This is a genomic window from Mesorhizobium sp. M1338 (assembly GCF_040318045.1).
GTDB lineage: Bacteria > Pseudomonadota > Alphaproteobacteria > Rhizobiales > Rhizobiaceae > Mesorhizobium.
The window spans coordinates 1-18,080 of sequence record NZ_JAMYLL010000051.1 but is presented as its reverse complement, the minus strand read 5'-3'; the positions used below and the strand labels follow the sequence as shown (position 1 = coordinate 18,080).

At 61.1% G+C, this 18,080-nt stretch carries 17 protein-coding genes and 1 pseudogene; 15 read left to right on the top strand and 3 right to left on the bottom strand.

Features of this window, described 5'->3' with window-relative positions; all coding sequences use genetic code 11:
- Positions 1–31: 31 nt before the first annotated feature.
- The 11 genes from NKH19_RS28205 to NKH19_RS28155 all read left to right on the top strand — a co-directional run bounded on the left by NKH19_RS28205 (position 32) and on the right by NKH19_RS28155 (position 12,365).
- Positions 32–2,398, top strand: a complete 2,367-nt coding sequence (locus NKH19_RS28205; protein ID WP_352983290.1) for a VirB4 family type IV secretion/conjugal transfer ATPase — start codon at positions 32–34, stop codon at positions 2,396–2,398.
- A gap of 8 nt (positions 2,399–2,406) precedes the next feature.
- Positions 2,407–3,276 (top strand): hypothetical protein, encoded by an 870-nt coding sequence (locus NKH19_RS28200; RefSeq protein ID WP_352983289.1) that lies wholly within the window; start codon positions 2,407–2,409, stop codon positions 3,274–3,276.
- 50 nt (positions 3,277–3,326) lie between these two features.
- Positions 3,327–4,001, top strand: coding sequence for a type IV secretion system protein (locus NKH19_RS28195; protein WP_352983288.1), 675 nt, complete (start codon positions 3,327–3,329; stop codon positions 3,999–4,001).
- Between the two features lie 226 nt (positions 4,002–4,227).
- The gene (locus NKH19_RS28190; protein WP_352983286.1) at positions 4,228–5,298 is read left to right on the top strand and encodes a TrbL/VirB6 family protein; all 1,071 of its coding nucleotides are present in this window, start codon (positions 4,228–4,230) and stop codon (positions 5,296–5,298) included.
- 13 nt (positions 5,299–5,311) lie between these two features.
- Positions 5,312–6,043, top strand: a complete 732-nt coding sequence (locus tag NKH19_RS28185; RefSeq protein ID WP_352983284.1) for a VirB8 family type IV secretion system protein — start codon at positions 5,312–5,314, stop codon at positions 6,041–6,043.
- On the top strand, positions 6,040–6,876 hold the full coding sequence (gene virB9, locus NKH19_RS28180; RefSeq protein WP_352549319.1) for a P-type conjugative transfer protein VirB9: 837 nt from the start codon (positions 6,040–6,042) through the stop codon (positions 6,874–6,876). The genes NKH19_RS28185 and virB9 overlap by 4 nt, the downstream gene beginning before the upstream one ends.
- 7 nt (positions 6,877–6,883) lie before the next feature.
- Entirely contained in the window at positions 6,884–8,233 is a 1,350-nt protein-coding gene (gene virB10, locus NKH19_RS28175) for a type IV secretion system protein VirB10 (RefSeq protein ID WP_352983282.1), read from the top strand.
- Positions 8,199–9,245 carry a P-type DNA transfer ATPase VirB11 gene (gene virB11 / locus NKH19_RS28170; protein WP_352971680.1) on the top strand — a complete coding sequence of 349 codons (1,047 nt, stop codon included), beginning with the start codon at positions 8,199–8,201 and terminating at the stop codon, positions 9,243–9,245. Before virB10 ends, virB11 begins: the two co-directional genes overlap by 35 nt.
- 64 nt (positions 9,246–9,309) lie before the next feature.
- On the top strand, positions 9,310–11,544 hold the full coding sequence (locus NKH19_RS28165; RefSeq protein WP_352983280.1) for a type IV secretory system conjugative DNA transfer family protein: 2,235 nt from the start codon (positions 9,310–9,312) through the stop codon (positions 11,542–11,544).
- Positions 11,545–11,763: 219 nt separating this feature from the next.
- Positions 11,764–12,087 carry a type II toxin-antitoxin system RelE/ParE family toxin gene (locus tag NKH19_RS28160; RefSeq protein ID WP_027054595.1) on the top strand — a complete coding sequence of 108 codons (324 nt, stop codon included), beginning with the start codon at positions 11,764–11,766 and terminating at the stop codon, positions 12,085–12,087.
- Entirely contained in the window at positions 12,084–12,365 is a 282-nt protein-coding gene (locus NKH19_RS28155; protein WP_006205593.1) for a helix-turn-helix domain-containing protein, read from the top strand. Before NKH19_RS28160 ends, NKH19_RS28155 begins: the two co-directional genes overlap by 4 nt.
- 132 nt (positions 12,366–12,497) lie before the next feature.
- Here NKH19_RS28155 and NKH19_RS28150 read toward each other — a convergent pair whose 3' ends face one another.
- Together NKH19_RS28150 and NKH19_RS28145 are read right to left on the bottom strand one after the other, a co-directional pair.
- A complete protein-coding gene (locus NKH19_RS28150; protein WP_352983279.1) occupies positions 12,498–14,768 on the bottom strand; it encodes a relaxase/mobilization nuclease domain-containing protein in 2,271 nt (756 codons plus the stop codon).
- Positions 14,765–15,175, bottom strand: a complete 411-nt coding sequence (locus NKH19_RS28145; RefSeq protein ID WP_352983277.1) for a hypothetical protein — start codon at positions 15,173–15,175, stop codon at positions 14,765–14,767. Before NKH19_RS28145 ends, NKH19_RS28150 begins: the two co-directional genes overlap by 4 nt.
- Before the next feature lie 324 nt (positions 15,176–15,499).
- On the opposite strand from NKH19_RS28145, the gene NKH19_RS28140 reads away from it, so the two are divergent.
- The 4 genes and pseudogenes from NKH19_RS28140 to NKH19_RS28125 all read left to right on the top strand — a co-directional run.
- Positions 15,500–16,192, top strand: a complete 693-nt coding sequence (locus NKH19_RS28140) for a ParA family protein (RefSeq protein ID WP_352754227.1) — start codon at positions 15,500–15,502, stop codon at positions 16,190–16,192.
- A complete protein-coding gene (locus NKH19_RS28135) occupies positions 16,189–16,530 on the top strand; it encodes a hypothetical protein (protein WP_352794988.1) in 342 nt (113 codons plus the stop codon). Before NKH19_RS28140 ends, NKH19_RS28135 begins: the two co-directional genes overlap by 4 nt.
- Positions 16,531–16,743: 213 nt before the next feature.
- Positions 16,744–17,022 carry a WGR domain-containing protein gene (locus NKH19_RS28130; RefSeq protein ID WP_352983275.1) on the top strand — a complete coding sequence of 93 codons (279 nt, stop codon included), beginning with the start codon at positions 16,744–16,746 and terminating at the stop codon, positions 17,020–17,022.
- 199 nt (positions 17,023–17,221) lie between these two features.
- Positions 17,222–17,371: pseudogene (locus tag NKH19_RS28125) on the top strand (DUF2130 domain-containing protein); the annotation flags it as partial.
- A 191-nt stretch (positions 17,372–17,562) separates the two neighbouring features.
- On the opposite strand, the gene NKH19_RS28120 reads toward NKH19_RS28125, so the two are convergent.
- Entirely contained in the window at positions 17,563–17,871 is a 309-nt protein-coding gene (locus NKH19_RS28120) for a DUF736 domain-containing protein (protein WP_023819777.1), read from the bottom strand.
- Positions 17,872–18,080: the final 209 nt, after the last annotated feature.

The window sequence follows — 18,080 nt, the reverse complement described above, 5'->3', positions numbered from 1 at the left end:
GGCTCTTCGCGATGAACTGAGTTTCGGGGCCGTGTCTCGTCGGGAGAATCCGGTTTCGGCCCATATACCTTATTCGCGGCATGTGTCCGACGAGGTGATCAAGACGCAGGACGGCATGTTGATGTCCTTCGTTCACATGAGCGGACTGTGCTTCGAGACGATCGATATCGCCGAGATCAATTCGCGCCTGCTCGGCCGCAACGATCTCATTCGGGGGTTGGCGAATTCCCGCTATGCGATCTACTCGCATATCGTGCGCCGCGAGGTGAAGCCCGCGATCGAGTCGAGCTTCGAAAACAAGTTCTGCCAAGAGCTGGACCAGCGCTATACGGCGGCCCTGCGCACCCAGCGCATGTTTGTGAACGATATCTACCTGACCATCGTGCGGCGCGAGCTGCAAGGCACGGTCGGGACGGCGGATCTCGTGATCCGCAAGCTTTTGGGACGAAGGGCTGCGGACGGTCGATCTTCGAGCGAGGAGCGGGCGCTGATCGAACTAACGGACGTGATGAAAGCCGTCCGAGAGAGCTTGCAGGCGTATGGCGCGCGGGTTCTCACCGTCGTCAAGCGCAGTGACATTTGGCATTCCGAGCCGCTGGAATTCCTGGTGCAGCTCGTCAATGGCGGATTTCCGCGGCCGATGGCACTGCCGCGCATGAAACTCGCGGAGGCGCTAGCGACGAAGCGGCTGTTCTTCGGCCCGAATGCGCTGGAAATTCGCGGGGCGTTCCCTGGCGAAACGCGATACGGCGCCATCATTTCGGTAGGCGAGTACCCCTCGATCACGGGACCGGGGATGCTCAACCCCATGCTGAAGGTGCCGCACGAATTCATCGTCACGCAATCCTTCGCCATCATCGACAAGCCCCAGGCGCTGACCCAGATGGAGCGGGTCGGGCGCAAGATCGACATGTCGGATGAAGCCGGCTCGATCGTGGCCGATCAACTCGGTGAAGCGCGCGATGAGCTTCTGTCCTCGGAAGCGCTCTATGGCTTGCATCATCTGACGGTGCTGTGCCTTGGGAAAACCATGGACGACGTGGCGCGCTGCGTTACCGATGTCGGCACGGCGCTGACCGAGGTATCCGCCCTGTGGGTTCGCGAGGACCTGAATTGTGAACCTGCATTCTGGGCCACCCTGCCGGGCAATTTCGCCTATGTGGCGCGCAAGTCGATGATCTCATCGAAGAACATGGCGGGCTTCTCCGCCTTTCATAACTATCCGAGCGGCCGGACTGGCGGGGTGCATTGGGGAACGCCGATAAGCGTCCTCGAGACGACGTCGCAAACGGCCTACTTCTTCAACTTCCATGTTCGAGACCTCGGCAACTTCACTCTGAACGGCCCCTCGGGCTCGGGCAAGACGGTGCTGCTCGGCTTTCTCGCGGCACAGGCGCAGCGCATCACGCCGCGCCCCAAGCTGGTGATGATCGACAAGGACCGTGGCCTGGATATCTTCGTGCGGTCGCTTGGCGGCCGCTATGAGGTTTTGAAGGCCGGCGAGCCTTCCGGCTTCAATCCGTTGCGCCTGCCCGATACGCCGCGCAACCGGGAATTTCTCTTCCAGCTTTTCAGCTTCATGCTGCGTCGATCCGACGGACACGCCCACTCGACGCGCGAGGAGCAAGTCATCCGCAACGCGATCGCCCAGGTGGCGAGCGCGCCGCCGGAAGGTCGAACCATGGAGGAGTTCGCCGAGCTGTTGCGCGGTGCGATGCGCGCCGGCGATGACGATCTCTATTCGCGCTTGCAGCCATGGATGAGGCCCGATCAGCGCGGTTGGTTGTTCAACAACGCGGAAGACTCGTTTTCGATGTCGTCCATTTTCGGCTTCGACATGACGAGCGTGTTGAGCGACGCAACGACCAGCACGGCGGCCTTGCTCTATATCTTCCATCGCATCGAGGAGCTGCTTGACGGGCAACCGGTCATGATCTTCCTCGATGAAGGCTGGAAGCTCCTGGACAATGATATTTTCAGCTACTTCATCAAGGACAAGCTGAAAACCATTCGTAAGCTGAATGGCATCGTTGGCTTCGGCACGCAGTCAGCGGCGGACATTGTGAAGTCATCGATCGCCAACACGCTGATCGAACAGACGCCGACCAATATTTTTTTCCCCAACCCGAAGGCCGACGAGGAATCGCACAGGGCGTTCGGGCTGTCGGAGCGCGAGATCAAATGGATCCGCGAAACCCCGCCCGAAGCCCGCAAATTCCTGATCAAGCATGATCAGGACAGCGTCATTGCGCGCCTCAATCTGGGCGCGATGCCTGATGCAATCAAGATCCTCTCCGGTCGAATTGAGACGGTTCAGGAGCTCGACGCGCTACGCGCGCGTGTCGGCGACGATCCGCAGGTTTGGTTGCCAATCTTTCTTGGGAGGGACCCGGAATGAAGACCATTATGGGCACGACGGCCGCCCTTGTGACGATTTTCGCGGGCACGACGGCGATGGCGGCCGTGCCGGTTTCTGACAGCCCTATTCTGTCGCAGCGGAGCGAGGACAAGGCCGACAAGGTTCAGATCAAGCTCATCCAGGAGGACACCAAGTCCGCCACGCAGGGCGTCAATTGCTCGGTAACGACACCCAAGAAGGCGCAGAACTTGAAGAGCCCGAAGGCTTCGGTCGATCCGGCGAGTGGCCGGGCGTCCTTGGAACAGGCCAATCCGCACATCAAGGGCTCTTCGGCTTTCGCCTCGACCGGGTCGGGATCGGGCGCTGTCGGCGGCAATGCCGGCGAAAGGGGCCAGTTGGATATCACCGGTCAGGTTCTCGGCGGCATGAATGGCAGCATGTCAACGGTGGCCCCCAATAAGCAGTCCTTCGAGACCATGGGTCAGGATATCGGGACTGACAAAACGGTCATGGAAGCCTTCGACCGCAACAGCGCAATCCGCGCCCAAGGCGGGCTGACCTTCAACGAGGTGATCCAGGCGACAGGGTTCTTCGCCCAAGCTTTCAACGTGCGCAACATCGGCACTGCCACACTGACAAGTCGGGGATCCTCCGGCCTGGTGGTGCCCACTCCCGCGTCCCCGCCGCCTGGCACGGGTGGCTCGACAAGCTGTCCCGGGGCTACGAGCGGCGGCGGCACGGCCGGCAACCCGTGCTGTCCGTCGACGGACGGCGCATGCACGGCGCCGCGCACGACCGACACGGTTGAAAACGTCTCGCCCGTGCTTTCGCAAATCCAACGGGACGCGAACAGCGTTCCCGTCACCATGACGACCGACGAACTGATGTCGGCCATCAAGCAATATCAGGCTCAATAGGAGAAAGCGCTATGCGTGGAATTCCATTAACAGCGGCACTCTTGCTTGGCTTGGGCGGCATCGCCTTTGCGCAGGTGCCTACGATCGACGAGGCCAATCTGGAGCAGGCACGCCAGATTGCGTCGGCCACGAGCGAGATCCTCAACACCGACCGCAACATCATGAACTATACGCAAAAGACGCTGCAGGCCGTCACCGGCGACCGGTCGAGCCAAGCCGGCCAGCTCGCGCAGATGGCTTTGGGCAATGGCGGCTTCTCCATGGGGGACGCGCCTTCGCTTGGTAGCGTGATCTCGGGCGGCTCGTTGTCGTTCGCCGGCCTCGGCAATGGATCGCAGGGCATCGTTTCGAACATGATCAATGGCTTGCAGCTGGTGAGAACCATTTCGGGCCTGATCAATGGCCAGACGACGCAGATGGATAAGAACTACAGCGCCCTGGTGAACGTCGCGGCCACGGTCACCGGACTGGTGGACTCCTCGCAAAATGGGGTGAAGACCCGTTCCAGCGCTTTTCAGTCGGGCGCTCAACGGATCGGCACGGCGCAGGACATCAAGGGCTCGATCGATCAGAACAGCCAGATCATGGTGCAAACCGGTCTGACTGTGAACGAGCTGATCGGCGCGGTGAACACCGCTACGGCGGCCGCCAACCAGGAAAACATCGATCGTATGAACCTGATTACCCAGGCCTCGCGGGGGCTCGAATACAAGTCCGGCCAATGACGGTGCGCTTTCTTCTATCAGCGGCCGCCATCATTGGCGCTGTCGCGACATCGGGGTGCGGCCACAGGCCGCTCAAGGCTCCATGCTCGCGCGACGAGGGACCGATGCAACCGATGGCGTTCGCGGCGCCTGAACCAAGAACAGAAGCGAAGAAGCCATTCGAGTGCGGTCCGATGAAGGCACTCAATAGCGATCCATCTCTGTTTCCAGGTGGGACGGCAAAAAAATGAACTTCAATATCACGACGCTTCTGCAGCAGGTCGACAAGTTCGGCAATAACTATGTATCGCAAGCCTACCAGAACCTCGCGTCGGCCCTGACCGGCGGCGGACAGGGGGGTGTCGCCGGCCTGATGCTGACGCTGTACGTGATATTTTGGGCCATCAGCATCTGGCAGGGAACCTCGACCGGATCGGGAAAAGAGATGGTCTGGCGGCTGTTCCGCGCCTTCGTGATCTACGCTCTGGCGACGAGCTGGGGGGACTTTCAAACATATGCCTATTCGTTCGCGAATGAGACACCTTCCGCGATCGGGAACAGCCTTCTGACGAGCGTTTCGGCCAATGTGACCGGGACATCGGCCGGGCTGAACTCCGTCAACTCCGTGCAGACGGCCCTGCAAAACATCTGGGATTCGCTCGCCAATTCCACCTCCGCCTTTATCAAGAGCCTTGGCGTGTTGAACTTCGGCGGCTACGTACTGGCGGCGATCATCCTTGTCGTCGGCGCGCTGCTCATCGGCTATGCGATCTTCCTCATCATCCTGTCGAAGATCTTTCTTTGGCTTTTGCTGGCGCTCGCCCCAGTGTTCATCATTCTTATGCTGTTCGGCTATACGACCCGGTTCTTTGCCGGCTGGATAACCGCGATCGTGCAGTACATGAGCGTGCAAATTCTGGTCTACGCCTTCTGTGCCTTCTTCATCTCGATTACCCAGACCTATTTCGACGCGGTCAACCGGTCGAATGGTGCTGCGACAACGACCTTGACCGAAGCCGCGCCGCTGATCCTGATCTGCCTCGTCGGCGTGCTGCTGCTGTCGCAAATCACCAACGTTTCCGCCTCGCTCGCGGGCGGAATTGGTATTGGAACGCCTTCGTTTGGGCGCTTCTACGGAGGCGCCTTCGCAGCGATGGGCCAAGCCGGTCAGCGCAGGCTGATGGGACGCTTGGGCTGGAGCACGCGGCAGGAACGCCTAGTGGGTCGCGAGCGGGCACGCGTGAGCCTCGCACAGAGAAGGTATGAGGATTCAGCGGAATATGCACTGCTTTCCCGAAAGCTGACGGATCCCGCATAGGTTTGGGGCACCAATGAGCGATGTGAAGGAAAGCGCTGGGGGACCGGCGAAGGAAACCGAGTCTCCCTTGCCGTACTACGCGGATGCGGCAATCTGGGAAAAAGATATCGCGCGGCGCAATCGCTGGTCGCGATCTCTGGCGTGGTGTGTGGCAAGCGTCGCCTCGGTCATTGCCGTTGCAGCGGTGGGCGCGCTGATCCTTGCGCTGCCGCTCAAGACTTATGAGCCCTACATGGTGGTGGTCGACAAATCCACCGGGTTTGTCGAGGTGAAGCGGCCGCTGGCCGACGGGCCTTTGCAGCAGGACGAGTCGATGGGGATGTTCGATATCGTCCGTTATGTGAAGGCTCGCGAGACCTACGATCCGAAGGCGCTGAAGGACAACTTCGATCTCGCGCAATTGCTGAGCGCCGGCGATGCCTCGAGGGAGCTCGTCGAGCTTTTCAGCCCGGCAAACAAGGTGACGAACCCGGTCGTGCTCTATGGGCGAAACACCGTCGTGGCGGTGACCGTGAAGTCGGTGACATTTCCTAACCAGAGGACCGCCCTGGTCCGGTTCATGACGGAGGAAAAGAGGCAGGCGAACACCGTGCAGCGGCATTGGGTGTCGTTGATCCGGTTCCGCTACACCGGCGTGCCGGCAAAAAACGAGATCCGCTTTCAAAATCCGCTCGGCTTCCAGGTGCTCGAATATCGGCGCGATCAGGAGACGGCGCCGGCACCCACCGCGGAGACACCGCAATGAAGGTCGCCGGCATCCTGATGGCAATCGGGCTCGGCGTTTGCGCGGTTCAGCCGGCCCTTGCCGAACAGACCCCTCGGGCGGGATCTCGTGACAGTCGCATTCGCTTCGTCTGGTATCAAAAGGACGATGTGGTGTCGGTGCCGGCCAGCTATGGCGCCTCGACCATGATCGAATTCGGCGATGACGAGAAAATCGAAACCCTCGGCGCTGGCGACGTCCCGGCCTGGAGCATCGAGCCCAACAAGAAGGGCAATGTGCTGTTTGTGAAGCCGATCGAGAAGAATGCGGGCGGGAATCTCAATGTCCTGACCAACAAGCGCAGCTATGTGTTCTTCCTCAACGGCGAGTTTCGGCCGGTTGCGCAACAAGTCTATGCGATCAAGTTCCGCTATCCCGAAGAGGTGTCGGACGCGGCGCTGATGGACGAAGCCCAGGCCCGGGCGGCACAGCCGAACCGGCAGGGTTTCAAGGCCGAAAACGCCAACTCGTCCTATGCCTATAAGGGGTCGTCGGCAAATAAGCCGCTCGTGATCTACGACGACGGCGTGAAGACCTGGTTCCGCTTCGATCCGGCAAGGGAAGTGCCGGCGATCTATGTCGTCGATAGCGAGCGCAATGAGACGCTTGTGAATTATCGCCGCGAGGGCGCGTACATCGTCGTCGACAAGGTCAATTACCAGTGGACGCTGCGCAATGGCAACGAAGCAACCTGCGTCTTCAATCTGAGACTGAACAATGTGAACGAACCGACCGGGCTTGAACCTTACGAGCCGCAGCGTGTCGGCGGTGGGACTGTTCGGAAAGTGAGGGGGCCTGATGCCATCTCCCAATGAGTATAGAATGCTCGCCGAGGAAGGCACGGCGGTCGCCCCGCCAAAATTCGGGGCGAGCACATTCTTCAAGATCGTGGTGCCGCTGGGTGCGGTGGTCTTCGCCGGCTGGATGATCTATGCGGCGACGCGTGCGCCAGACAAGCCGCTGTTGACGGCGTCGGATGGCGAGGAGTTTCACACCACACAGTTTCCCGCACCGGGGCTCGATACGCCGCGTCCTCAGCTTGATAACGGCACCCTGAAAATCCCGACGGCTCCCGAGGAGCCGCCGGCGACGGTCGAGGCTCCGCCTCCCCCTCCACCAGCCTTGCAACCGCCTGCAGCTCCACCACAGGTGCAGGATGATTCCGAGGCCCGTCGTCTGGCTGAGGAAGAACGGCGCAGGCAAGAAGAAGAGGAGCGCCGCAAATGGGAGCGCTTGCGCGCCAAGCAGCTCGTCGTCGATAGCGGCGATGCGCCTGGCAGTGCATCAGCGCTCGGCGGCAATGGAGCGGATGCAGCGGCGGCCGTAAACGCGGGCGAGGGCGAGGGCGAGGGCGAGGGCGAGGGCGAGGGCGAGGGCGAGGAGGACCCCAATCGGCGTTTTTTGGCAAGGGCGAGCCAGAGCGGAGCGGATACATCGAAAGCCACGATGAACCCGCGCACGGACGCTCTGGTCGCCCAAGGGACGATGATCAAGGGCGTACTCGAGACCGCGATCCAGAGCGATCTTGCCGGTATGGTTCGGGCCGTCGTGTCGGAGGATGTGTGGTCGTTCGACGGTCGCAGGGTTTTGATCCCCGCTGGCTCCCGCCTTATCGGTGAATATCGCAGTGGTCTCGCAACCGGCCAAACGCGGGTGTTCATAGTGTGGACACGCCTGCTTCGATCGGACGGCATGTCGGTGCAGCTCGGCTCGACCGGCACCGACGAGCTCGGTCGCAGCGGCATGCCGGGCGAGGTCGACAACCATTATTTCGAGCGGTTCGGCTCGGCGATCCTTCTAAGTGTCGTGGGCGGTGCGACGCAATTCATCGCCAACCTTGGCAACGACCAGAATGGGTCGAACACCAACCAGACCTACACGGACCCGCAGACCGGACAGACGGTGACAATCCAGACGCAGCCCAACCAATACTTGCAGAGCGCGCGCCAGATCGGCGCGCAACAGATTTCGCAAAGCCTCAACCGCATTGCCGAAGAGGCGCTTCGAAATTCAATCAATATCGCGCCCACGATCCATGTCGATCAGGGGTCGCGCATCATGGTGTTCGTCCGCCGGGACCTCGATTTTTCCGAGTTCTATCCGGACCCGGTGCGCGAGGCGTTGACGGAGATACGACGTGAGCGGGCCGCAAAGAACCGTCTTTCTAAATAAGGCGCTGGAGCCGGTGCGGCGCTGGCTCGACGACGATCGCGTGGTCGAAATCTGTGCAAACGGACCTGGACTTGTGTGGGTCGAAATTGTTGGCTCGACACATATGGAGCCCTTCGACGTCCCCGAGCTCGACCGCGCCGCGATCACCTACCTCATGGAGCGTATAGCGGCATCATCCTCGCAATCGATCAGCGAGGAAAATCCCTTGCTTTCGGCCGCCCTCCCCGGCGGCGAACGCTTCCAGGGCGTGCTTGCGCCGGCGACGCCGACAGGAGGCGCCTTCGCGATCCGCAAGCAGGTCGTGAAGGATATGCGCCTTGACGATTACCGGAAGCGGGGGTCGTTCGATACGATCTCCGTCCAGGATCCCGGCGAATTGAGCGAGACCGACAGCGCCCTTTGCGAATATCTCGACGCCGGCAAGATCGAGGATTTCCTCCGCCTGGCCGTGCGGGAACGGTATTCGATCCTGCTTTCAGGAGGCACATCGTCGGGCAAAACGACGTTTCTGAACGCGATTTTGCACGAGGTGCCTTCGGATGAGCGGATCCTCACCATTGAGGATACGCGAGAGGTTAAACCACACCAGCCCAACTATCTGCCCCTCGTCGCATCAAAGGGCGACCAGGGCCTGGCGCACGTGACCGTTGAAACGCTGCTGCAAGCCGCCATGCGGTTGCGGCCGGATCGAATCTTCCTGGGCGAGATCCGGGGAGCGGAAGCCTATTCGTTCTTGCGCGCCGTCAACACAGGTCATCCCGGATCGATCACGACGATCCATGCGGACAGCCCGACCGGTGCGTTTGAGCAGCTAGCATTGATGGTCATGCAGGCTGGGCTCGGGCTGAGCAAGGCAGAAATCATAGATTACGTGCGGTCGGTCCTGCCGATTGTGATCCAACAAACGCGCCGGGGCGGCTGGCGCGGAACTTCGGCGATCTGGTTCAACCGCATGACCGAATGGAGAGCCGCCAGAAAGGTTCCCCAGAATGTCTCGCGTATTCGCTTATAGGCTTCTCCTCGGCCTCATCGGCCTCGCCGCCTTCTTTGCCCTTTGGAGCCTGGCCTACGAGCTGGTGGCGACATGGCGGTGGAATCCCGCGCTGCCCTCTGAAGGCGCCTCGCGCTGGGGGCTTCTAAAATACCAGAACGCGCAACGCAGCCTAAGCGGCCTGTTCGTTGCCTGGCAGCATTTCAGCCAGCGCCTGGCCTATCATCCCACGCAGGGCGAGACGATCATCCGGGGCGCGATCGCGGTCGCGGTTGTCGTGGCGATCGGCGTCGGCCTGATCTTTGCAAGCCTGATCAACCGCAAGCCAAAGCACTACGGCAATGCGCGGTTCGGCACGATCATGGACGCCGAAAGGAAAAACCTGCTGGCAAAGCAAGGCTTGATCCTCGGCAAGATGGGTGGGGCGACGATTCGCTCGGACGAGCCCGCGCACGTCTTGGTGGTCGGGCCGACCCGATCCGGCAAGGGCGTCAGCTTTGTCATTCCGAACGGTTACATGTGGCGGGGATCCTCGGTGTGGTTCGATCCGAAGCGGGAGAACTTCGAGGCGTTCGGTGCGCACCGGCAGGCTCTCGGCGATAAGGTCTTTTTCTTTTCGCCCGGCGAGCAGGATTCGCATCGCTATAATCCGCTGGATTTCATCCGGCGCGATGCGCGCATGCCGACGGACTGCGCGGTGGTCTCCTCCTTCATCATCCCCGAGGCGACAGGAAGTTCCGAGATCTGGGCGCGCGCCGGCCGGCAGCTGCTTTCGGCCATGATCGGCTATGTGCTGACGTCACCACGCTATGAGGGGCAGCGTCATTTGCGCGCCGTCGCGATGCTTCTTTCGACCGGCGTGGATTTTCTCAGAGTGCTGACGAATATCCGCAATGAAGAGGAAAAATATCTGCCTTCGTGGGTCGTGCACGGGCTCAACCAGTTCATTGCGCTGGAAAAGGAAACGCGAAACTCGGCCTACTTCAACCTGACGGCGGCTCTCAACCCCTGGACCAATGATCTCGTTGCAGCCGCTACGGCGTCGACCGATTTCGATATCTCGAAGTTTCGCAAGGACCCGACGGCTCTCTTCATCGGCTGCTCGGTGGCGCAGCTCGACGTGTTCCGGCCCATCATCAAACTCCTGGTTCAGCAAATCCATGATGTGCTGATGGCTTCCTCGCCAGGCCCGGACGAGCCCTATCAGGTCCTGGTGATGATCGACGAGTTTCGCCAGCTCGGCAAAATGGAGTCCATCGTTTCCAAGCTGGCGATCAACGCGGGCTATGGCTTTCGCATGGTCCTGATCCTGCAGGATCTTGCCCAGCTTGACGAAGTCTATGGAAAAGCGACGCGGCACACCACGGTGACCGCGTGTCAGGTGAAGCTTTTCATCCGCATGAACGACGTGGAGACCTCGGAACATGTCTCTGTAATGCTGGGACCGACCACGATCGAGGTGCCCACCCCGATCATCAGGGCTGGTCAAGGTATATTTGGGGCCCGAGACAAGAGTTTAAGTTATCAGGAAAGGCCGTTCCGGACGGCGGCGGAGCTTCGGCAAATGCCGGCGAAGCAGGCCGTGGTTCTGGGCTCGAGCCCCCCTGGTTTCATGGTGCGCAAGATCACCTATTATAAGGACGCTCCCTATAAGGCGACCTATCAGGAATTTCGCCACCGGCGCTTGAAGGTTCCGCCTCTCTCACGATGGCAGGATCTTCCGCTGCGCTCCATGGCGGAGGTCGAAGCGGCGGCTAACAACGCGCCGGCGGCCCCTTTCGAGTTGGGGGAACCTGATACCGTCGAAGCGTCGGCTTCGGGCGATACAGCCTATGCCGATGCGGTGCCGCGTGCGACTGCGGCTGAAAGGGCTGATCCCGTCGCGTTAAAGCCGAAAGTAAAGAGCGACAGCGCGGACGCACCACAGGTGCTGCCAAGCTCAGGCCTTTCAACGGGCGGTGAGGCTGAAGCAAAGAGCGAGGTCGCCGCTGAAGTTCCGGAGTTGAAGCCGAAGCGGGCCGATCAGACGGCTGATGATGCGCCGCGGCCGCTTCCCACCCTTGGCCGGCGATCGGCGCCGGCAGCGTCAAAGACGTCCGACCCGAGTGCGTCTGAAGGCAAGGCGAGTGTCTTGCAATTCCAAGTCCGGCCGGGAAACAAGTCCACGTCGATCGCCGCGCTGCTCGCATCGCTCGATCAGGAAGTGGAGGCCGGCGCTCGTTCCCTGTCACCGTCAGTGGATAGCGGAGATGTCGACGGGCTACCGTCAGCCGCTCTTGAGGCGCTGCAGGATCAAATTAGACGTCACGGCGATCGCTAGGACGTGAAATTCAGTTGAATACAAATGAGCGATTTGTGCCTTCGGTGCCTATGTCGAGTGTGAACAAGACGAAGCGTCCCTAATCCGATGGCGGGCGCATCGAACCGTTTCGTTGCGCCTCCCGGTTCTTGGTGGGAACGTGAGCTGATTGCTGGTCCGTAAAACGCGATTGATTTTCGCTCTACCCAACATGTATCAAAACCGATACAGTGCACCCCGATGAAGGTGATTGAATGGCTTGGAAGCAGCAGAGCGGATGTTCGAGCGTTTCCTGACGATGCGCGGATAGAGGCCGGCTGGCAGCTCGAACTTGTCCAGCGCGGCGACGATCCCGACGACTGGAAGCCTATGCAGATCGTGGGGGCCGGCGTCAGGGAAATCAGAGTCCGGGAGGCATCGGGAGCGTTCCGCGTCATCTATCTGGCAACGCTGGAGGACCGCGTTTTGGTGCTTCATGCGTTCCAGAAGAAAACACAGGCCACATCCAAGAAAGACCTCGATCTGGCGGCTCAACGGCTAAAACGATGGAAGGCAGAACGATGAACGTAGAAATCTATGAGAACGTCTGGGACGCCCTGGCGGACACCGAACAAGAGGCAGCAAACCTCAAGGCGCGCTCGGCGCTGCTCTACGAAATCCGTAAGGCAGTCCAGCGTTGGGGCATTCCCCAGGAGGAAGCCGCCAAGCGGCTCGGCCTGACGCGCCCTCGTATCAATGATCTGCTGCGCGGTAAGCTCGCCAAGTTCTCGCTTGACGCGCTCGTCAACATCGCCGCCTCCGCTCACCTGGATATAGAAATCCGGGTGAAGGAAGTTGCATAATCACGAGATGTCTAATCCTCGTCTTTCCTCGGAGTACATCCGCGTTTGGACGCGAGCGTGTGCCGAACGGAGCCGCTGCCAGAGCTCGGCTTAGGGAACAACGAGCCCACGCAGTGGTGCATGACGAGGCAACTACTGCTTTTGCGGCTTTTGTGAATCCGGCTCTTCGCCTTCGACTGCAGCGGTGTTGATGCTCCTCGACTGCAGGCGCTGCAGTTCTTCGAGCCGTTCGCCTTTGACGATCTCGGGATCAAGCCGCTCGTTAGGATTCTGCGCCAATGAACGCGCGGCTTCGCTTGCGGCTTGTGCCTCGCGCGCTTCCTTCGCGGCGATGCTTTCGGCGTTGCGCACCATTTCGCGGTCTTGCGCAACCTGCTCAAGCGAGGTCGGATCAGCCGATCCGGCTCGTTCGTCGCGGATCTCCTGCTCGATGGCGCGATTACGAATCTCGCGAGCGCGATCGGCCTCAAGCCGCTCAGCGGCCTCGATCTCCTGGGCGCGATGGACCAAAGCTTCGGCGCGCGCGCCGGCAATCCGATGGGCCTGGTCTTCGCTGACATGCGTGACGCCACCTTCCTGCAGCGATTTGAGATCCGTCCGGATCGCAAGCAGTTCCATGGTGGGCGCCGCGCGCCGTAAGAACTCCGCTTTCGTCTGGCCGTTCATCATGGCCGCTGTCTTGTTAACGGTCTCGTTGATCTGTTTTAGGTTTTCCCGCATCTGGTCCGCGGTGGCATCTGAACTCATTTGAACACCCTTTCCATCTCGAATAGCGACCACAACAGTACCGGATCGGGAAGCTTGCGTCATCCGATCAATGAATTGACTCGCTATCGCGTTATCCGGCCGGGAAGCAGCAACCGAGTGCCAGTCCCGAAGGCTTGCCTGGGTGGCCTGCAGCTGGCGCGCCGAAATCGGAATCTTTATCGGGTTTGCCTTTGCGTGGTTGATCCGCTGGCGGGCCTTCTCGATGACGTGCGGGTTTGCACGGGCATAGGCGCGATCACGCGCCTCTCTGCCCGGCCGCGGCTTTTCGGCCGTGGCCACAATCGCCTTGTCGCGCGGACCATAGCTTTGTGATGACGCTCGATAGGCCGCGGAGGTCGCGACGATTTTCATGCCCTGCGCTTGTGCGTGCTGGGCATAGAGCGCGCGCCATTCGCGAAGCTGGGCCGGACCTGGTCGCAAGCGCTCACCGTCCTCACCCTTCACCGCAACGATGGCGTGGACATGAATATGACCGCCCTCCTCCGCCATATCGGCATGCATGCCGAAGGCGAATTTGTGATTGGGGAACTGCTCATGCAGGAACCCACGTGCGGCCCTTACTAGAGCTTGCCTGTCCTCGCCCGCCTTGGCCGACAGGATCATGTGCATGGTGTCGCGAGGCTTGTAGGAATTCAGGGTCTTGTCCCAGGACTGCGCGGTCTGCCGAACCGCCTCCTCAGACGCGATCGCGGCGCCGTCGGCGCCGATCGCCGCTCCGTCATGGCTAAGGCGCGCGAGCTGGAACACGACACCGGCTTTGCCGTGGCTGGGCTCCCCAATTGGCTTCACCGAAACGGTATCCTCCTTGACCCCAAGCGCCTCGGAGATCCGCGAGGCGATCATGGCCCGGGTCGGTGCCGAGAACTGGCGATCCTGCTGGCGTCGATCCGAAAAGTGAAACCGATGCTTCACCTTGTCGTCCCCGTTCTCACCCCGCACGACGCTATGTCCGGCCATGGTCGCGACGACGCGCGCGACGCTCGATCCGTCCTGCAGTGTGTCGATACGATAGGCGAAACCGTGGCCGGCGAAACCTGCCTGAACTGCCTGTGAAAGGCGCTCGGCATTCTCCTGCCCTCCCAGCGAAAGCCGAAACGTCGCCACATCCTCGCTCTCCCGCCGCTTGTCGAAACCCTTGCCCCACTGTTTCATTTCCTCGGCAACAGCTTCCTGCGTTGCCAGGATACGCGCGTCATGCGTCTCGAGCGCGACGCCCTCCTTCTGGATATATTGACCGATGGCGGCGGCCCTCGTGACGCCATGCCCGTAGGAAATCACCTTCAGAACGGCCGGCTGATACCCGGCCGCCAGCCTGTCGGCAGCGGCCCTCGGCGCAGGTCCGCCGACGAGCTTCCGTCCCTTCGCTGGCCGGGCGAGGTTTAGGCGCCCGGCTTTACCGCGCGGCGGCTCCAGCTCCCCGGAAGACGAGCGCGGCACGGCCGGTTCCGGTGGCTGGCTTGCCCCGAGACCGCCCTCCCCCTTCCGGCCGCGAACCGTCTTGAACAACCCATCATCGTCATTTCCAGCAAAGGACAACAGGGCCCGACGCCGGCGCTTGCGGTTCTCTTCTTCGAAAGCCGCGCTCGCGCGAATCCGATCGGCTATGGCTTGTATGGAAGACTGGTCGAGGTTCACGCGCCCTCACCATCCAGCAGATGCGCCGCCTTCCGAAGTTTCAGGCCATGGGCGATCGTCATCGCCGTCAACTCGGCGTCGACAGCTTTCACCCTCTCGTCCAGCGCTTCCCATATCGGCAACGCCGCCTCCATGGGGGCAGCGTGGCCGGAATGAATGGCATGGAGAAGCTGGCTGAGGTTTCGGCCGACCATCCGGACTTGTGAGGCCAACGCCGCGACCGTGCGTGAATTGTCAGCTGACAGAGCGGGACCGACATCCAGGCTGGCCCGGATAATGCGCCGCAACGTCTCCGCTCGGTCAAGCTGGAACACCTTGCAGGCCTTATCCAGGAGCGCGCCCGCCTCCGGCCCAATATCGATCCGGGAACGCTTTCGGGTGTCCTTGTGGGCGGCGCTGGTGTCCAAAATTCCTCGCTATGGCGGATGGGCCTCACGTCGAAGACGGTCCAGGTCGAAGCGAAGCGACGACCTGCTCAGCCAATTTGGACCCAAATTGCGTATCTTGTCAATTCAATATGAAACATTATACTGACTCACTGACACATTAATCCAGAGCCGACCATGCATCCCTGGGACATTGCACCGATGTGCAAATTCATATTACCACACAGGCACTTATGCGCCTCGGCACTTTGTTGTATCGGCGCATAGTCATAATGCAAGAAAGTCGCTTTGGCGCCAAATCGCATATGCGCCTTGACGCCAAAGTGACGCAACATTGGGAAAAAAATGCCGGAACAACGCGCGGTGCAAATCACAGTGGCCTCTCCCAAAGGCGGGGTCGGCAAGACCATGACCACCATCCTGCTCGCGGGCGAATTCGCCGCCGCCGGTCATCGGGTGACGGTGCTCGACACCGATCCGCAACTGTCCGCGGTGGAGTGGAGCAAGAACAGTCGCCGAGCCGGGTACGCGCTTTCAAACATCGACGTCATCCCCATCAGCTCGACCGACGACCTGATCGATCGCCTGGCGCAATCCGACGCCGAGGACCTGCTGCTGGTCGATGTGCAGGGCACGGCCGTGGCTGCACTCGGCCCGGCCGTCGCCAACGCCGACTTCGTGCTGATTCCGACGAAAGCGCACGTCTTCGATGTCAAGCAATGTCTCGGTCTGATCCGGCACATCCGCTCACTTGGAGGGCGCCACCGCGAAATTCCCCACGCGGTGATGCTCAACATGGTTTCGGGGATCGAACACAACACGATGGCCTTCCGCACGGCGATCCAGCTGCTGCGGCAGGCCAACGCAAGCGTGCTTGAGACCTTTTTGTCGCAACGGCCGACCTTCGCCTCAATCGCAACCGCCGGGACGCTTTACGAAGTCCAGCCTGTGAACAAGGCCGTGCAGGACGCTCGCGACCAGACGAATGCCCTGACCGCCGAGATCATCCGCAAACTGAACGGAGCCACCCCGCAATGAACGAGAAAAGCGATCGGACCGCAAACCAATTGCCGCTGCCCGCCTTGAAACCGCGTGCCCGTTCGGATGATCCGTTCTCGCGCAACATGGCTGCCATAGTAGAATCCAGCATCAGCGAAACGGACAACCTGGAGCAGCAGACGAGACCCCGCTCGGCCAGAGAGGCGAAAGCGAAGCTCGAAAGGCCAAAGGCAGACGGCGAGACAGCCCGGCTGCACACACGCATTCCGGTCTCGCAGATGATCGAGCTGCAGGTCCATTGCGCGCGCAATAGAACAACCATGCAGGAGGTGGTGCAGGGCCTGATAACGGAATTCCTTGCTCGGCAGCCGAGGTAGCCAGACGCGCCAATTAGCGTCGATTTTCGTTACGACCGACCGCGCACGATACGGCCCAACGAGGATTGGCTACATCTCTCCGGGGAAGGCCATCAAAGACGCTGCTGAACGACTGACGTTCGGTTCCATCCATAACCAGAGTGAATCGATCCGCGTCCGCGGATTCAAACCATTCATTGGACGCGCGCGTCCGGCTGCGCGATTCTATCCGCAATGATCGCGCAGCTCTATCGCCTCTGTATCGAACGCCGCGACGCGGATCGGAACATGGCGCGCTTCTATGCAATGTCGATCGAGGAGACCTTGTTCGGCCAGACCTGCCTGGTCCGGCGTTGGGGCCGGATCGGAACCACCGGCCGCACGGTACAGCACTCCTTTGATACCGAGGGCGAAGCTGTTGCCCTCTTCCTCGAGCTGCTGCGCGCCAAGCGGATGCGCGGCTACCAGCCGCGATCCGCCAACGGACGCGCAGAAGCAATCCCGTCTGCTTGACAGGCTAGCCGCTGGGGCGACGTGAGCCAGGCTTGGAACGAAGTCGCTCGTGTACGCGGCGCTGGCGCGATGTCGCCAGTCGTGAAGTCAGTGATCTCGACGCTGCCGCATGCTCGCACTTTCGGGGCCCTGCCGAAGCACTCACCGTTCCCACGGCCCGCGCGCCAGCGCAGTATAAAAGCAGGGCAACACCTGCCCTTGGGCCAAGCGCGAGGCGCAGATTCAAGCGGTGATCGAGTCGACTGTCGGCATGTATGGTGACTTGCAGGGTATCGCCGGAAAAGTGATGCAGGAGATTGAGGGGCTGGATGTGCTGGCGATTGAAGCCGCTTCGCCTGAAACTGAATAGGAGGCCTTCGGGTCGGCCAAGGCGATCAGGACTCCTCACAACGACTGATCCCAACTGAGACGCGACCAGAAGACGGGACCCGAGCCCCTGCTCCGCAGCCATCGCTTTGTCACGCTTTCTTGTTCCGCCTGCGGGCTTGGTTTGGGAACGGCCGAAGGCCCCGCCTTGCGGCGGAGCCCTCGTCGAGGCGATCAGTCCCGGTTGGGGCGAGACCAGATCAGCTGCAGGCCTTCCTCGCCTTCCACCTCGATCAGGGTGGCGTAGATCGGAGCGGGGAAGCTCGGGTCGTCCAGCTTGACCGAGAGATAGTCGCGGCCCTCGTTGGAGACCTTCTGCCAGGCGGCTCCGAGATCGACGCTACCCGAGTAGACGCGGAAGTGGGGGCCTTTGTCGGAAGGGTTCTCGACGCGGATCAGCTTGGCTTTGACGTTGAGGTTGAGGGTTTTGATGGCTCCGGAAAAGCCGTTGCCGTTTGAGGTGAATGTGCCGATGGTAGCCATTTGTCGTCTCCGTGAGTTTCTCGGGCCGCGACCACCGCGACCTCGATGGCGGTCGATGGACCGGAGGCGATCGGCCGGCACCCACCGGGGTCCCCAAATGGGGTGCGGGAAAGGGTGGGCGGTATGGGCCCCACCACAAAGAATGGCAACCCCCGGGGGGGGTTTTTTTTGGAGGGGGGATGTGGGCGCCGGAGGCACGGGGATGAAGT

Coding starts and splice junctions, on each gene's coding strand:
- NKH19_RS28200 (WP_352983289.1), top strand. CDS start 2,407: ATGGGCACGACGGCCGCCCTTGTGACGATTTTCGCGGGCACGACGGCG.
- NKH19_RS28190 (WP_352983286.1), top strand. CDS start 4,228: ATGAACTTCAATATCACGACGCTTCTGCAGCAGGTCGACAAGTTCGGC.
- NKH19_RS28185 (WP_352983284.1), top strand. CDS start 5,312: ATGAGCGATGTGAAGGAAAGCGCTGGGGGACCGGCGAAGGAAACCGAG.
- virB9 (WP_352549319.1), top strand. CDS start 6,040: ATGAAGGTCGCCGGCATCCTGATGGCAATCGGGCTCGGCGTTTGCGCG.
- virB10 (WP_352983282.1), top strand. CDS start 6,884: ATGCTCGCCGAGGAAGGCACGGCGGTCGCCCCGCCAAAATTCGGGGCG.
- NKH19_RS28160 (WP_027054595.1), top strand. CDS start 11,764: ATGAAGGTGATTGAATGGCTTGGAAGCAGCAGAGCGGATGTTCGAGCG.
- NKH19_RS28155 (WP_006205593.1), top strand. CDS start 12,084: ATGAACGTAGAAATCTATGAGAACGTCTGGGACGCCCTGGCGGACACC.
- NKH19_RS28140 (WP_352754227.1), top strand. CDS start 15,500: ATGCCGGAACAACGCGCGGTGCAAATCACAGTGGCCTCTCCCAAAGGC.
- NKH19_RS28135 (WP_352794988.1), top strand. CDS start 16,189: ATGAACGAGAAAAGCGATCGGACCGCAAACCAATTGCCGCTGCCCGCC.
- NKH19_RS28130 (WP_352983275.1), top strand. CDS start 16,744: ATGATCGCGCAGCTCTATCGCCTCTGTATCGAACGCCGCGACGCGGAT.
- NKH19_RS28120 (WP_023819777.1), bottom strand. CDS start 17,871: ATGGCTACCATCGGCACATTCACCTCAAACGGCAACGGCTTTTCCGGA.